Below are 15,115 nucleotides of genomic sequence, written 5' to 3' on the forward strand. Positions count from 1 at the left end.
AACAAAATTTATGTCTTTGGTGCTCTCATGCGTTCAGTAAGGGGGCGGTTGCTGGGGTTTATGATCTCACGCTTCAAGTTACGCCGGTTAGCCTTGGCGAGCGATGTTTTATAGCGGTTTTCTGCGTGATCACAGCAGCATATCGGCAGCGCTTTATGCGCTTGGCGATATTGCGATGATTGTTATCGGTGCCTACTTGGCGCATGTATGGCGCTTCGAGTTGCTGGCGCTCGGGCCGCACTATCGTGCGCCACTACTGGTCGCTGTCTTGCTGGCCCTAAGTATCTTCCCCTCATTGGGGTTATACGATTCCTGGCGCGGTCGAAACCCGATCGATCAGGTTCGCGCGATCACTTTCGGTTGGGCAGCAACGATTCTCGGGCTGATCCTGATTGGCTTCGCGCTCAAGCAAAGCGATAGCTATTCACGCCTGTGGGTTCTGAACTGGGCGCTTCTGTCGTGGTTTTTGCTCGCCGTCGGCAGGATCTGCATGTATAGCGCCCTGCAATGGCTGCGGGTGCGAGGGTGGAATCATCGGCGAATCTTGATCATCGGTAACGGGGCTCTGGCCCAGGAAGTTGCCGATCGTATCGCGCAGACGCCTTCAAGCGGATGGGAGATTGTGGCCGCTGCCATGTTGGATTGCGATCTGACTAAGCAAGATTGCAAGGCGCGAATTGTTCCGTATAGCCACAAGACCGAGCGCTTAGCGCGGCGCCTCGGCGTCGATGAAGTGTGGCTTTGCCTGCCTTTGGAGCAGCAGGCGTTGATCGATCGGGTGCTCTGGGATTTCCGGCACAGCACGGTAACCAAGCGGTTGGTGCCCAATCTGCACGGTATGCGTTTGATTCAGCACCCGGTGACCGAGGTGCTGGGCCTGCCCATGCTGAATCTGAGTGTCTCTCCGATGCAGGGCATGAGCCGGGTCATCAAGGCGTTTGAAGACCGTCTTCTATCGGCCACTATTCTCATCCTGGTCAGTCCAGTACTGCTGGCTTTGGCCGTCGGTGTAAAGCTGAGTTCGCCGGGCCCCGTGTTTTTCCGCCAGAAGCGGATGGGGTGGAACGGCCGCTTGTTTACGATTCTCAAATTCCGCTCCATGCCCGTCGACGTGGAATCCCAGAGCGGTGCGGTATGGGCTAAGCAAGGTGAGCAGCGTTCGACCCGTTTCGGGGGGTTCCTTCGGCGAACTAGCCTCGATGAGCTGCCGCAGTTTATCAATGTGTTGCTGGGTGATATGTCGATTGTTGGCCCGCGCCCGGAGCGGCCCATTTTCGTCGAGAAGTTTAAGGAAGAAATCCCCGGCTATATGCAGAAGCACCTGGTGAAGGCGGGCATCACCGGCTGGGCTCAGGTCAATGGCTGGCGTGGCTCAACGGATTTGGGCAAGCGCATCGAGCACGATCTGTATTACATCGAGCACTGGACCCTATGGTTCGACCTGAAGATTATCTTCCTGACGATTTTCAAGGGGTTCGTGCACAAAAATGCCTATTAGGCGATAGCGCAGCCCGTCGTTTTAGGGCTGCGCTATAGGCGATCGGCTAGCCGTAATAGCTGCGATACCAGTTAACGAAATTCTTCACGCCTTCGTCAACGGTGGTTTCCGGGCGATAGCCCACCGCTTCAAAGAGGCCGTCCACGCTGGCATGGGTGGCTTCGATGTCGCCGGCCTGCATGGGCAGCATGTCTTTTTCCGCAGTCACGCCGAGGCATTCCTCGAGCCGGTTGATGTAATCCATCAACGGTACGGGGTTGCCGTTGCCGATGTTATAGACACGCCACGGGGCTGGACTGCTATTGATGCGTGGGGCATCGCTGTTCCAGGCGTCGTCTGGGGTTGCGGTTTTGTATAGGATGCGCACAACGCCTTCGGCGATATCGTCGACGTAGGTGAAATCGCGGCGATGCTTGCCGTGGTTGAACACCGGAATGGGTTCGCCGGCGAGCATTTTCTGGGTGAACAGAAACAGTGCCATGTCCGGCCGGCCCCAGGGGCCATAGACGGTGAAAAAGCGCAGCCCGGTGCTGGGCACGCCGTAGAGGTGCGCATAGGAGTGGGCCATCAATTCGGTCGCGCGCTTGGAGGCGGCGTAGATGGCCAGCGGATGGTCAGCATCGCCTTCCGGCGAGAACGGCATATCGGTCGAAGCGCCATAGACCGAGCTCGTCGAGGCATAGACGAGGTGGGCCACGTTGTTATGTCGACAGCCCTCTAGAACATTCAGAGTGCCGGTCACATTGGCGTCGATATAATCGTGGGGGTGGTCGAGCGAATGGCGGACCCCGGCCTGGGCGGCCAGGTGGACCACGCGCTCGAAGCCGTGCTTGGCGAACAGCTTGGGCATCGCCTCGCGATCGGCGATATCCAGCTCGATCTGCTCGAACGCAGGGTGCTTTTCGAGCATGGCCACGCGTGCACGCTTGAGGTTGACGTCGTAGTAGGGGTCGAAATTATCTACTCCGACCACGGTCTCGCCCCGGTCGAGTAGCTGCTGCGCGACGTGGAAACCGATGAAGCCAGCGCTGCCGGTAACCAGTATGCTCATGAAATATCCAATAGGCCGAAGATGAGGCAGGGCGCATTATACCGATCGCGGCTTTCGGGCCTAAGTAACGTGGCATCACTAAAAGCGAAAGCACTTTAATTACGGGGAGTGAGCCAGGGTTTTACTTGCAGGCCTAGCGATTCTGTATCATCGATAGCTTTGGAAGTGCGCGCCCGGCTTCACGCGAGCTTGGCGATTGTGCAAACACGGGGGAGGCCAGTGCCGGATCAATATATATCGACGGCCGATCGCCTGGCGGTTCTGGGGCTCGGTTATGTCGGCCTGCCGTTGGCGGTTGCATTCGGCAAACACTATCCGACGCTTGGTTTTGACGTCGATGCGCGTCGTGTCGAACAGCTTCGCGACGGCTACGATTTCACGCGTGAAGTCTCTCGCCAGGGCCTGGAAGAAGCGTGTCTTGAGTTTTCGTCGGATTCCGAGGATCTGGCCGGCGCCAATATTTATATTGTTACTGTGCCGACGCCGGTCACTGAGGCCAAGGTGCCCGACTTCGGCCCGTTGGAGGCGGCTTCTCGTGCGTTAGCGCCTTATTTGTCAACGGGCGATATTGTCGTTTACGAGTCGACCGTCTATCCCGGTGCGACTGAAGAGCGATGCGTGCCGATACTCGCGGCCGGCTCGGGGCTGGTGTTCAACGAGGGCTTCTTCGTGGGTTATAGCCCAGAGCGAGCCAACCCCGGCGACTCCGAGCACGGGCTGTCGAATATCGTGAAAGTCGTGGCGGGTTCGAATCGATCGACAGCCGATCGCCTGGTCGCGCTTTATCGACAAATCGTGCCGGCTGGCGTGCATCGCGCGTCGTCGATCAACGTGGCCGAGGCGGCCAAAGTAATCGAAAACGTCCAGCGCGATATCAACGTCGCCTTGGTCAACGAACTGTCCCAGATCTTTGCCCGCCTGGGCATCGATACCCAGGAAGTACTCGAGGCGGCGGGAACCAAGTGGAATTTCTTGCCCTTCAAGCCGGGATTGGTCGGTGGCCACTGTATCGGCGTCGACCCGTATTATCTGACCTATAAAGCCCAGTCGGTGGGGTACCACCCGGAAATCATCCTGGCCGGGCGGCGCATCAACGACGGCATGGGCCGCTATATTTCGCAAGAAGTCGTGCGCCTGATGCTACGCCAGAGCATCCAAGTGAACGGCGCTCGTATCTTGATTATGGGTTTGACGTTCAAGGAGAACTGCCCGGATACACGCAATACGCGGGTCGTCGATATCGTGAACGAGCTGAAGGCAATTAACGTCTGGGTCGATGTGTACGATCCGTGGGCTGATTCGGCCAAGGCGGCCGAGGAATACGGCCTGGAGCTTGTCGAAAAGCCGCAAAGCAGTGCCTACGATGCTGCAATCGTTGCTGTAGCCCACCGAGAGTTTCAGTCAGCGGGCATCGAGACGGTCAGAAGCTACTGCAAGCCGGTGCACATCGTCTATGACGTCAAGTATGCCTTTCCGGCCAAAGAGACGGACGGACGCCTTTAAGTCGGGGCTGGGTGGCAACACGGGCGCATCAGGCTGTAGCGTGCAAGGGGCGGCTGTGAGTCGATTCGGATACAGGCAGGCTGTCGTTCTCGGAGCTACCGAGTGTGATAACGACCGCGCGGCCGGCGCGCGCCTCAGAAGGCGAAGAGGATGCCCATACCCACGGCAACGTTGTCGCGCAGGTCGCTGTTGTCCTCGCGCAGCTGCTCGTCCTTGATCGCCAAGCCACCCTGCACCCCGATGCGTTCGTTCACCCAGTTCTTGGCCATGAAGCCGCGCAGTCCTGTGCCTTGACTGAAGAGGTTGATGTCCTCGGCCAAGCCGTCAGTTCCGCCCTCGAGGTTCGGTGCTGATTGGGGAATCAACGAATCGGATATCGCAGGTACTTCGGCCTGTGTATCGTCCTGTGCGCTAAAGCGCGCGTCGCTAAGGCCGCCCACATCCGATTCTACGGCCGGCAAATTCAGGTCTAGGGGGCGCGGCACGCCCAGCTTGGTGATTTGCACCTGAGGACGGGGCCTGGAAAGCTCGCGCGCAGGCGACGCAATCTGGGCCATGGGTGACCATTCGAGTGCGAGCTGTGGGATCTGCGGCAGCAAGCGCAGTACTTGGCCGCGCTCTCGGTTTATTTCGGAGCGAAAGGAAGGTCGAAAGCCTTGAGATTGCGAGGATGGCTGATGCGTCGTAGTCGTCTCTAGTCGAAAGCCAAAGTAGATAAAGGCACCGCTGAAGACAAGCACAGCGGGCAACGTGACAACAACGATTCTAGTTATGCGCGCCTTCATCACTGCCCCGTCGTTTTGACTAGGCCTGAATAGCTGATTGAAACTATATATTCGCGGATAACAAGCAAGTTTTCAATCGCCACTGTGTGGAAGCGGTTATATCGAGGTATACGGTTTTTTGGAATCTCAGTTTTCTGATTATAGAGATCGTTTAATACTTGAGACTACTCTAAAAAAGGCCCCGAAGGGCCTTTTGAAAAGCAGACGCTGAAACTAAGGTTGTTGCATTAGTTCGACTACTGCCCGGTTTCGCCCGTGCCAGCGTTCCTGCAATTTTTCGGCAGATAATCATCTTGAATATCGGGAGCAGCACAACCCCAGTCGAGTGTGGCGCTATCGTTATCTGCGCGCATAGTAAAGGTTATATCGCCGCTGGCACCGTCGCCGATATCCGCGACTGTATAAGTCAGCGTTTTATTTTCTTGATCATATGCAACTTTACCAACGTAATCGCTATCAGCCTTACTGCTAATAGCAACATCGTTTTCAGCCGGCATACTCCCATTAGTCGAGTAGTATTCCGAGATGCGAGTCTTGTCACCCGATGCCAAAGACATAACGTCGGATATTTTCGCGCGTTTGGTATAATTTTGATACTGCGGAATAGCAATCGCAGCCAGAATACCGATGATCGCGACCACGATCATCAGTTCGATAAGTGTGAAGCCTTGTTGCTTCTGCATTGCGGTTTCCCCCTTTGGGTGCTGAAAATAGTCACGTCGACCGGACGTGCTCAGTCGTCAAGCACGTGTTATGCCAGTCGGGGGCCGCAGTTTAATCAGAAAGTTAGTCTCTAGGCTAGAGACTCGTTCGGTCAAAAAGGCGTCGAAAAGTGACGCATAGCGTCACTTTGGCGCGCCACTTTCTACCGGCCGCGGTATGTAATACGGCCTTTGGTGAGGTCGTAGGGCGTGATTTGCACAGTCACGCTGTCGCCTCGCAGGATGCGGATATAGTGCTTACGCATCTTGCCGGAAATATGAGCGGTCACGATGTGCCCGTTTTCCAGCTTCACGCGGAAGGTGGTGTTGGGCAGGGTCTCGACGACCGTGCCTTCCATTTCAATATGGTCTTCTTTTGCCATTGACTCCTGATCTCTTGGTCGGCGCGTTTTGTCGCGCACGAATTATCGACGATCTGTGTGGCCGGTTCAATCTTTGCGTCGGCTACGGCGGCGCAGGTGGCCGGCTATATCATCGTGTCTCGCCGGTAGATGTATTGTGTCTTGGCTCGTTTTCAAGATGCTGCGGGCTTTGCGGTGCCTCAATGGTGAACCGCCAAGAGCCGGTTTGGGGCGCGCCAGCGGGCGCGCGATCGCCGATGGCTTCCAGGAAATGCTGCCGTGGCAAGTCGATAGCGCCCATCCGATAGAGATGCGGCGAGCCGACCTGGCCGTCGAGCAGGGCATAGCCCCAGGCATGAAGCTGGCGGGTCAGCCAGACCAGCGCGATCTTGCTGGCATCGGGCTGGGTGCTGAACATGGACTCGCCGAAAAACACGGCGCCACGTGCGACACCGTATAGCCCGCCGATGAGCGCGCCATCGCGCCAGATTTCGATGGAATGCGCGTGGCCGAGTTGGTGTAGCCGCATATAGGCGCAACGCATTTCCGGGCCCAACCAGGTGCCTTCGCGGTCGACGCGTAGTGCGGCGCATTGTGCGACGACGCCAGCGAAGTCGCGATCCAGGGTGACGGCGTAGTCGGCCTTGTTCAGCGTGCGCGCAAAACGTCGCGAGACGCGAACGCCGTTGGTTGGAAAGACTGTTCGCGGGTCCGGGCACCACCAGAGGATCGATTCGTCGGGGTTGTACCAGGGAAAGATGCCGAGCGAGTAGGCGCGCAGCAGGCGTTCTGGCGATAGATCGCCGCCCATGGCTAACAGGCCATTGGGTTCGTTAAGCGCCAGGCGTGGGTCCGGAAAAGCGCCATCCGGCTGGTTCGGGTCGAGCCAGTACAAACGGATGCCACTCACCTGGTGTCTGCGGGGGCAGCGTCGAAATTACAGCGGCTGCGTTGCTCGGCCTGGAAGTCGGCCATCATTTCGGCCTCCCGGTCTACAAAATTGCCCACGGCCTGGTTCAGGCGTGGGTCGGCGATCACATGGGTCGACCAGGTTGCGATCGGTTCGAAGCCGCGCCGAATTTTGTGCTCGCCTTGAGCACCGGCGTCGAAGCAGGACAGCCCGTTTTCGATGCAATAGTCGATGCCGGCGTAGTAGCAGGTTTCGAAGTGCAGGCTGTGATAATCGGTCTCGCAGCCCCAGTGCCGGCCATATAAGGTGTCGTTGCTGCGCATCATGAAGGCCATGCCGACCGGCCGCTGTTCGTGATAGGCAATGAAGAACAATACCTGGTCTGGCATGCGGTTGCTGAGCTCGGCGAAGAACTCGGGCGTCAGGTACGGATCCTGGCCGCGCATCGCATAGGTGCGCCCATAAAATGCATACAGGGTACGCCACAGGGCGTCGGAGATTTCATCGGGGCGCCGTACCACGATCTCGACGCCTGCATCGCGCATGCGCCGCCGCTCGCGCCGAATTTCCTTGCGGCGTTTGGACGATAGATGCTCGAGAAAATGCTCGAAGTCCCGGTAGCCACGATTGAACCAGCGGTACTGGCAGCCACGCCGAGCATGGGCGTCGGCCCCGAGCAGGGCGGCGGTGCTGCTGTCATCGCCGAACAGGCTGTGCAGCGACGATACGCCGAGTTGATTGGGCATATCGGCCAGTGCGCGTGCCAGAGTGCGTCGCACGGCATCGTCGCGGGCCAGCAGGCGCGGGCCCGCGACCGGCGTGAACGGGATCGCGTTCAACAGCTTCGGATAGTAGTCCAGGCCCAGCTGCTCGTAGGCATTGGCCCAAGAGAAATCGAAGACGAACTCACCAAAGGAATGATCCTTGATGTACAGAGGGGCAGCGCCGATCAATTCATCGGCATCGTCTTTGAGCAGCAGATGGCCGGGCTGCCAGCCATGTTCGGCTGTGACGCTGCCGCTGGCCTCAAGCGCGGCCAGGAAACCGTGCTGAACGAAGGGTTGATCGGTACCAGTCAGCGCATTCCACGCCTGGGCAGGCACGTCGAGAATGCTGTCGACCTGGGTCAGCGTTGTCATCTATACCCTGGGTTGGCGCGAGAAAAGCGTTCTTGCGTGCCCGGCCGGCGAGCCGGACACGCAGATCGGATGAGCGTAGCGGGGTAATAACGTAAAGAGATCAGTTGAGGGCGTAGCTCTGGGGCAGGGTGTCGCGCAGGGCGAATTGCACGCAGGCATCATGTTCGAACTCGTTGAGTTCGTCTTGGGCATCGCGGGCTTGATCGGCCTCAGCCAGCCGCCCCGAGTCGTCGAATTTTACGATCGCGCCCAGGGTTTTGACCTGGATTTCGCCTTCGTCGTTGGCGCTGTCGTCGAAGGCGACCTGAACATAACGAAGCTGTTGGTCGGCGAAGCGCGGCAAATCCTGTTTGCCCTCGGCGACTGCCGATGCCTCGTCCTCGGAGAATTCCTCCATGGCCCCGTCTTCGGTCAGCAGGAAATGGCGAATCGACATCGTTTACCTCGTGTCGTTGCAGCGTATAGCGCCGATATTGGCGCCAAACGCCTAAATTCAAGCGACTGGGTTGTTCGTAAATACAGTCTCCCGATCGCCTCAGTTACAATATGGCCATGAGGGGCCAACCAGGACAACCCATCGTCCGTCTTTTTGTGAACGGGGAAGGCCGCTAATGGCCAAGACAGCAACGAAACAGGGCAAGACCACGACATCCAACAGCAAGGCCGGTAAGGCCGCCAAGGCCGGGCCCAAAGCCAGCCGGGCAACTGCCGCCAACGAGGCCGATGCGCCGCCAAGCGCGTATCGACAGCGGCTGGGGCGGCTGGCTCGGGAAGCGGCGTTGTTTGTGGCCACAGCGGTGACGCTGTTCCTGCTGGCCGCCCTGATCTCCTACAACGTGACCGATCCGGGTTGGGCGGATGCCGGCAACGGCACAGCGGTGCGCAATCTCTTGGGTGCGCCCGGTGCCTGGTGTGCCGATGTGTTGCTGAGCCTGTTCGGCTATCTCGGCTTCATCTTCCCGTTTCTGGTCCTCTATGGCGGCTGGCTGATCTTCGTCGATCGTGAGTTGCCGAGCGGCGAGTTCGGTTCGAAAAGCATTCGCGGGGCGTCGTTGCTGCTGTGTCTGATCTCGGCCTGTGGCCTAGCTTGGCTGACCTTGGGCGGGATCGAAGCCAGCGGCATGCCCCAAGGCAGCGGTGGTGCGATTGGCGAGGCGGCAGCCCGCCCGGTGGCGGGGCTGATCAACGTGATCGGCGCGGCCTGGTTCTGGACCACGATCTTCGTGATTACGCTATCGATGGGGTTGGGGTTTTCCTGGCTGTCAGTGGCCGAGCGGATCGGCCATTTCGTGCTCGGCGGCGCGCTCAATACCGGCCGGGCGGTAATGGATCGGATGGCTGCCTGGCGGGCCGATCGGGCCGAGCGCGCGGCCGAACGTGCTGCAGCCAAGGCCGAGCAGCGGGTCCAGTCACAGCCCGAGAAAAAGCCGAAACGTGCCAAGCCGTCCAAGCCCGAAACTGAATCCAAGGCCGCCGGGACGGGCGATAAACCAGCGCCTGCCCAGGCATCGACGCCGACCGCCGAAGCCGAGCCGGTCCAGGTCAAGCAGCCGCAGCCGGCTAAGGAAAATAAAAAGAAGAAAAACAAAAAGGCCAGCCAGCTCGATCTGCCAATGGACCAGCAAAACGTCGACGTGCCGGCGTTCGACCCCGAGCGCGACAGCCCGATTCCGCCGATCGCGCTACTCGATCCGCCGCGCGAACCGAAGACCGATCAAGACGAGGCCGTGCTCCAGCGCATGTCCGAGCAGCTCGAGCAGCACCTGTCGGACTTCAACGTTCAGGCCAAGGTCGTGGCGGTCGAGCCAGGGCCGGTGGTCACGCGCTTCGAGATCGACCCGGCGCCGGGCGTGAAGGTCAATCAGATCTCGAATCTGTCCAAGGATCTGGCGCGGGCGATGTCGACCACCAGCGTGCGCGTGGTCGAGGTGATCCCCGGCAAGTCGGTGGTGGGTCTCGAGATTCCCAACCCCGATCGCGAGATTGTGGCGTTGCGCGAGATTCTGGATTCGGCGCTGTACTCTAAAGCAGCCTCGCCGCTGACGATGGCGCTGGGCAAGGATATCGGCGGCAACCCGGTGACCGCGGATCTGTCGAAGATGCCGCATATGCTGGTGGCTGGCACCACCGGCTCGGGTAAGTCGGTCGCGGTCAATGCGATGATTTTATCGATCCTGCACAAGGCGCATGCCGAAGAGGTGCGCCTGATCATGATCGACCCGAAGATGCTGGAGCTGTCGGTCTACGAAGGTATTCCGCATCTGCTGGCGCCTGTGGTCACCGACATGAAGGATGCGGCCAATGCATTGCGCTGGTGCGTCGGCGAAATGGAGCGGCGCTACAAGCTGATGGCGGCGCTCGGCGTACGCAACATGGCCGGCTTCAATACCAAGGTGCGTAAGGCGATCGACGCCGGTCAGCCGATCGAGGACCCGATCGCTAAAAAGGCCCAGTCCAACGAGGCGGCCGAGGCCGGCGAAGAGTTGCCCACGCTCGAGCCGCTGCCGGCGATCGTGATCATCGTCGACGAGTTGGCCGACATGATGATGGTGGTCGGCAAGAAGGTCGAAGAGCTTATCGCCCGGATCGCGCAGAAGGCGCGTGCCGCCGGGCTGCACATGATCCTGGCGACCCAGCGGCCGTCGGTGGACGTGATTACCGGCTTGATCAAGGCCAACATCCCAACCCGTGTCGCCTTCCAGGTGGCCTCGAAGATCGACTCGCGCACCATTCTCGACCAGCAAGGCGCCGAATCCCTGCTCGGGCACGGCGATATGCTGTATCTGCCGCCCGGCACCGGGTTTTCGAATCGTGTACACGGTGCCTTCGTGGATGATCACGAAGTGCATAAGGTGGTCGAATACCTCAAGCAGACCGGCCAGCCAGACTATATCGAGGAAATTCTCGAAGGCGGTGAAGGCGGTGGTGACGGCGCAGGCGACGATGAAGACGATGTCGAGGCCGATCCGCTCTACGATCAGGCGGTGGCGATCGTGCTCAAGTCGCGCAAGGCCTCGATCTCCTACGTCCAGCGCCGGCTGCGGGTTGGTTATAACCGCTCGGCGCGGCTGATCGAGCAGATGGAGAACGCCGGCATCGTGGGACCGGCCGAAGGCAGTGGCGGCCGTGAAGTATTGGCACCGGCGCCGCCGAGCGACGAGTAGCGGCCCGCCGCCGATGATAGAGGATTCAGGGCTGATTCACGGCTCGAACGCCACGCTCATCGGCGATGTGGAATCGCGCGCAGGCCGAGTCGGTCTGCGCCATCCCGACCCCGAGGACCTATTTATGCGGAGTGTTCGTTTATTCGTCGCAGCGCTGTTGCTGCTGTGCGCCACAGGCTTGGCCCAGGCCGCCGAAGGCACCCAGGCACTGCAGAATTTCTACCAGCAGGTCGATACGCTGTCGGCAGATTTCCAGCAGGTCCAGCGCGACGATAATGGCAATGTCGTCCAGCAGGCCAGCGGCACGTTCTTGCTGTCGCGCCCGAAGAAATTCCGCTGGGAATACGACCAGCCCTACAAGCAGATCATCGTCAGCAACGGGGAGGTCTTCAAATTCTACGATGTAGATCTGGCCCAGGTGACGGTGCGCAATATCGGCGCCACCCTCAAGGCCACGCCAGCGTTGCTTCTGACCGGTGGCGAAGCGCTGGACGAGGCTTTCAAGATCACCGATGGCGGTCAGCACGACGGACTGAACTGGATCCATCTGACGCCGAAAGCCGACGATACGGACTTCAAATCGGTCGATCTCGGCCTGAAAAGCGACGTGCCGGCACTGATGCAGCTGCACGACAATCTGGGCCAAACCACGAGCATTAATTTCGGCAATGTGAAGATCAATCCTGATCTGGCAGCATCGAAGTTCACCCTCGATGTGCCGGATAACGTGGAAGTGGTGGACGGTCGAAACAATGCGGGTAATGGCGGGGCGCTGCGTTGAGCGTGCGTGTTTTACGCGGGCTCTGGTTCGCGATCGGAATCGGGCTGTGCCTGGTATTCCTGTATGGCTGCCTGATGCCTAGTCCGCCGTCCGAGCCGGGGATTCCGCACTTCGACAAGATCGAGCACGGCGGTGCCTTTTTGGTTATGGGGGCGTGGTTCGCCATGCTCTTTCCCAAGCGCCCGGGCATGCTGTTGTTGGCGCTGTCGCTGTATGCCGCGCTGACCGAGGTGCTGCAGTCGATGACCGGCTATCGAGATGGCGACCCCTTGGACTGGGTCGCGGATACGGCGGGGCTGACGTTGGGCCTGGTGCTGGTCCATCTTGTCGCGCTGGACTGGCTTGCAAAACTCGAATCTCGTGTCGCAACAACAAGAAATTAATCTAGCCCAGGGCGTCGACCTGAACGCCCGGCCACTGGCCGACCGCATGCGCCCAGCCTCGCTGGAGGAGTATGTCGGCCAAGTGCATATCCTGGATGCCGACAAGCCGCTGGCGCGCGCGCTAGCGGCTGGGCGTATCCATTCCATGATTCTCTGGGGCCCGCCTGGCACCGGCAAGACCACGCTCGCGCGATTGCTGGCCGCCCGGGTTTCGCTGCGGTTCGTGCAGATTTCCGCGGTCATGGCCGGGGTCAAGGATATTCGGGCGGCTGTCGCTGAAGCCAAGGAGGCCCGCGAGCAACATGGTGAAGGGACACTGCTGTTCGTCGACGAAGTGCACCGTTTCAATAAGGCCCAGCAGGATGGCCTATTGCCCTACGTCGAGGACGGCACACTCGTTTTGGTCGGCGCGACCACCGAAAACCCGTCGTTCGAGGTCAACAACGCGCTGCTGTCGCGTACTCGGACCTACGTGCTGCGAGCACTCGATCAGGCGGCCATACGCGAATTGATCGATCGGGCGCTGGCCGATGCCGAGCGCGGCCTGGCCGGCCTCGACGTGAGCATGGACGAGGCGCTGCGCGATCAGTTGGCGGCCCGGGCCGACGGCGATGCCCGCCGGGCCTTGAATCTGCTCGAGCTGGCCGCCGAGATCGCCGCGGGTTCGGACGATCGGGCGATCACCCAGGCCGAGCTCGATGAAGTCCTGCGCGAAGGATTGCGGCGTTTCGACAAGGGCGGCGACTATTTCTACGATCAGATGTCGGCGCTGCATAAAAGCGTGCGTGGTACGGATCCCGATGCCGCCTTGTACTGGCTGTCGCGCATGCTCGAAGCCGGCGCCGATCCGCGCTATGTCGCCCGTCGGGTGACGCGTATCGCCAGCGAGGATATCGGCAACGCCGATCCGCGCGCACTGCGTATCGCACTCGATGCCTGGGAGACCTACGAGCGGCTGGGCACGCCCGAAGGCGAACTGGCGATCGCCCAGGCCGCGGTGTACATGGCCTGTGCGCCCAAATCCAACGCCGTGTATGCCGGTTTCAACGCGGCCTGGGCGGATGCCAAGAATCGTGGCACGCTGGAAGTGCCGATGCATATCCGCAATGCCCCGACCCGGTTGATGCAGGACCTTGGCTACAGCGAAGGTTATCGCTACGCACACAACGAAGAAGACGGCTATGCCGCCGGCGAGACTTATCTGCCGGAGGAGCTGGTCGGTACGCGCTACTACGACCCCGTACCGCGCGGGCTGGAAATCAAGATTGGCGATAAGCTGGCTCGGCTGCGTGAGCGCGATGTCGAAGGCCAAGCCCGACAGACCCGTAGTCATCCGACGGCTGCCGACGCTAGCGGGCTGCGTAGCGGCGGATCGGACTAGCCCGGGCATTTACGCCATCTGGGCCAGTCCGAAAATCTCGGGCTATGGCGACCGATGCGGCTCGAAGACGATGGGCGCGCCCCGATACGGGGCCGAATAGGGCGGCAGCGCCTGCTATTCGCTCGGTGCAGCCAGTCACGTGCAGTGGGCCATGTTTAAGTGGCTGCCCGGACGGTTGCGGGCGCCCGGTTAAGGTGTCGGATACGCTAGACCGGCGTGCCGCGTTGGCCTGTCGCAGGCGGCCGTGCAGGCAAGTCTGAGTGGCTGAGCTGGGCGGCGATAACCCGGACGCCCGCCGGCCTGCGGCTTGCTCTAACCCAGGCTTGCCCGCACGACGCTCGTACAAGACACGGCAATAGGCCCGAGCGCCGCGTGTTCGTAGCGCTCGAGCCTATTGGTCGGCAACGAAATACTCAGGTGTGATCGGTGGCAATGATGTGCTCGGCTACTGCGTTCAAGCCATCGCCGACGATATCTGGACGCTCACCGGCTGCGTTGATCGACGTATCCCCGCGGGCGACGAATGCGGCCTTCAGGCCGGCACGCAGAGCGCCGGTCACATCCCAATCGTGGCAGGCGATGAGCCGGAGATCATGCGGGCGGGCGGCCAGCGTGCCGGTGGCCACCGCATAGGCATTGGGATGTGGTTTGTAGCAGCCGGCCGCTTCGACCGAGAGCACATGGTCGAACAGGCTCGTCAGCCCGCTGTTCGCGAACTGGGCATCGACCGTGGCCTGGGCCGAGTTGGTCAGCGCCGTTAGCCGGAACCCGGCATCGCGCAGCCGCGACAGGGCGTCGACGACGTCGTCGTGCGGGGCCAGGGTGGCCACCGTATCGAATACGCGCTGGCGTTGCTCGTCCGATAAGGGCCGGCCGTGTCGCTCGCCGAGCTGGTCCAGGCAGTGGCCGGCAAGGGTGCTGAAATCGATGAACCGCCCCGTCAGAGTGGTGATCGTCGACCAATGCAGAACGCTGGCAAACCATTGCGTTCGGGTATCGGCACTGCCGAATAGGTCCGTGAATACCGGGTCGAGTGCGGAAAGATCGAGCAGGGTTTCGTTGACGTCGAAAACGAGATGAGTCGTTGGCATTGGGATAAGACAGCGAAAATAGGTTGGGTCCAAGGCTAGTCATCCACCGGTCGATATACCAGAGCTGTTTTGTTTCAGGTAGCCGTCGGGTCGCGTCGGCGTAGGGGCCTGACCACGCCGAGAACGGCTGGGCAGCCGGTACGCTCAAGCGCAGGGCAGTCGTACATCGTCAACGGGCTGCCATGCTGGGCTGCAGCTAAATGGCCGTTGTACCGGAGGGCGTGGCTTAGATCGCGTTCGGCCGCGTGACTTACGCTGATCGGGTCGCGGCCGTCGATCAACAGTTCGAGCGGGGCCTAACCCGACAGAGGGGTGTGCGCACGAAGGTTCACCGGCTATAGAAGTCCATGACGACGATCGGCCGCC

General features: G+C 60.4%; 14 protein-coding genes. 6 read left to right on the plus strand and 8 right to left on the minus strand.

Annotation, left to right across the window (positions count from 1 at the left end; genetic code table 11):
• Nucleotides 1-103: 103 nt before the first annotated feature.
• Complete coding sequence (locus V5738_RS07930) at nt 104-1,498, plus strand: undecaprenyl-phosphate glucose phosphotransferase (RefSeq protein ID WP_423823878.1); 1,395 nt, start codon at nt 104-106, stop codon at nt 1,496-1,498.
• Nucleotides 1,499-1,544: 46 nt separating this feature from the next.
• On the opposite strand, the gene V5738_RS07935 is transcribed toward V5738_RS07930, so the two are convergent.
• Nucleotides 1,545-2,549 carry an NAD-dependent epimerase gene (locus V5738_RS07935; protein ID WP_423823879.1) on the minus strand — a complete coding sequence of 335 codons (1,005 nt, stop codon included), beginning with the start codon at nt 2,547-2,549 and terminating at the stop codon, nt 1,545-1,547.
• 219 nt (nt 2,550-2,768) lie between these two features.
• On the opposite strand from V5738_RS07935, the gene V5738_RS07940 reads away from it, so the two are divergent.
• Nucleotides 2,769-4,052, plus strand: a complete 1,284-nt coding sequence (locus V5738_RS07940; RefSeq protein ID WP_423823880.1) for a nucleotide sugar dehydrogenase — start codon at nt 2,769-2,771, stop codon at nt 4,050-4,052.
• 134 nt (nt 4,053-4,186) lie between these two features.
• Here V5738_RS07940 and V5738_RS07945 read toward each other — a convergent pair whose 3' ends face one another.
• The 6 genes from V5738_RS07945 to V5738_RS07970 form a co-directional block, all read right to left on the minus strand.
• On the minus strand, nt 4,187-4,609 hold the full coding sequence (locus V5738_RS07945) for a hypothetical protein (protein WP_423823881.1): 423 nt from the start codon (nt 4,607-4,609) through the stop codon (nt 4,187-4,189).
• A gap of 464 nt (nt 4,610-5,073) precedes the next feature.
• Entirely contained in the window at nt 5,074-5,520 is a 447-nt protein-coding gene (locus V5738_RS07950; RefSeq protein WP_423823882.1) for a pilin, read from the minus strand.
• Nucleotides 5,521-5,702: 182 nt separating this feature from the next.
• Nucleotides 5,703-5,921 (minus strand): translation initiation factor IF-1, encoded by a 219-nt coding sequence (gene infA, locus V5738_RS07955; RefSeq protein ID WP_109994791.1) that lies wholly within the window; start codon nt 5,919-5,921, stop codon nt 5,703-5,705.
• A 109-nt stretch (nt 5,922-6,030) separates the two neighbouring features.
• Nucleotides 6,031-6,810, minus strand: coding sequence for a leucyl/phenylalanyl-tRNA--protein transferase (gene aat, locus V5738_RS07960; protein WP_423823883.1), 780 nt, complete (start codon nt 6,808-6,810; stop codon nt 6,031-6,033).
• On the minus strand, nt 6,807-7,949 hold the full coding sequence (locus tag V5738_RS07965; protein WP_423823884.1) for a GNAT family N-acetyltransferase: 1,143 nt from the start codon (nt 7,947-7,949) through the stop codon (nt 6,807-6,809). Before V5738_RS07965 ends, aat begins: the two co-directional genes overlap by 4 nt.
• Before the next feature lie 100 nt (nt 7,950-8,049).
• The gene (locus V5738_RS07970; RefSeq protein ID WP_423823885.1) at nt 8,050-8,385 is read right to left on the minus strand and encodes a hypothetical protein; all 336 of its coding nucleotides are present in this window, start codon (nt 8,383-8,385) and stop codon (nt 8,050-8,052) included.
• A gap of 175 nt (nt 8,386-8,560) precedes the next feature.
• Between V5738_RS07970 and V5738_RS07975 the strand changes: the two genes are divergently transcribed.
• The 4 genes from V5738_RS07975 to V5738_RS07990 all read left to right on the plus strand — a co-directional run bounded on the left by V5738_RS07975 (nt 8,561) and on the right by V5738_RS07990 (nt 13,658).
• Nucleotides 8,561-11,113 carry a DNA translocase FtsK gene (locus V5738_RS07975; RefSeq protein ID WP_423824152.1) on the plus strand — a complete coding sequence of 851 codons (2,553 nt, stop codon included), beginning with the start codon at nt 8,561-8,563 and terminating at the stop codon, nt 11,111-11,113.
• A gap of 13 nt (nt 11,114-11,126) precedes the next feature.
• On the plus strand, nt 11,127-11,894 hold the full coding sequence (gene lolA, locus V5738_RS07980) for an outer membrane lipoprotein chaperone LolA (protein ID WP_423823886.1): 768 nt from the start codon (nt 11,127-11,129) through the stop codon (nt 11,892-11,894).
• 74 nt (nt 11,895-11,968) lie between these two features.
• Entirely contained in the window at nt 11,969-12,277 is a 309-nt protein-coding gene (locus V5738_RS07985; RefSeq protein ID WP_423823887.1) for a VanZ family protein, read from the plus strand.
• Nucleotides 12,255-13,658: a replication-associated recombination protein A gene (locus tag V5738_RS07990; protein WP_423823888.1), complete on the plus strand. Its 1,404-nt coding sequence runs from the start codon at nt 12,255-12,257 to the stop codon at nt 13,656-13,658. Before V5738_RS07985 ends, V5738_RS07990 begins: the two co-directional genes overlap by 23 nt.
• Nucleotides 13,659-14,071: 413 nt before the next feature.
• Here V5738_RS07990 and V5738_RS07995 read toward each other — a convergent pair whose 3' ends face one another.
• Nucleotides 14,072-14,749 (minus strand): haloacid dehalogenase type II, encoded by a 678-nt coding sequence (locus V5738_RS07995; protein ID WP_423823889.1) that lies wholly within the window; start codon nt 14,747-14,749, stop codon nt 14,072-14,074.
• Between the last annotated feature and the right edge of the window lie 366 nt (nt 14,750-15,115).

Origin of the sequence: Salinisphaera sp. SPP-AMP-43 (genome assembly GCF_049568105.1) — a bacterium.
Classification (GTDB): domain Bacteria; phylum Pseudomonadota; class Gammaproteobacteria; order Nevskiales; family Salinisphaeraceae; genus Salinisphaera.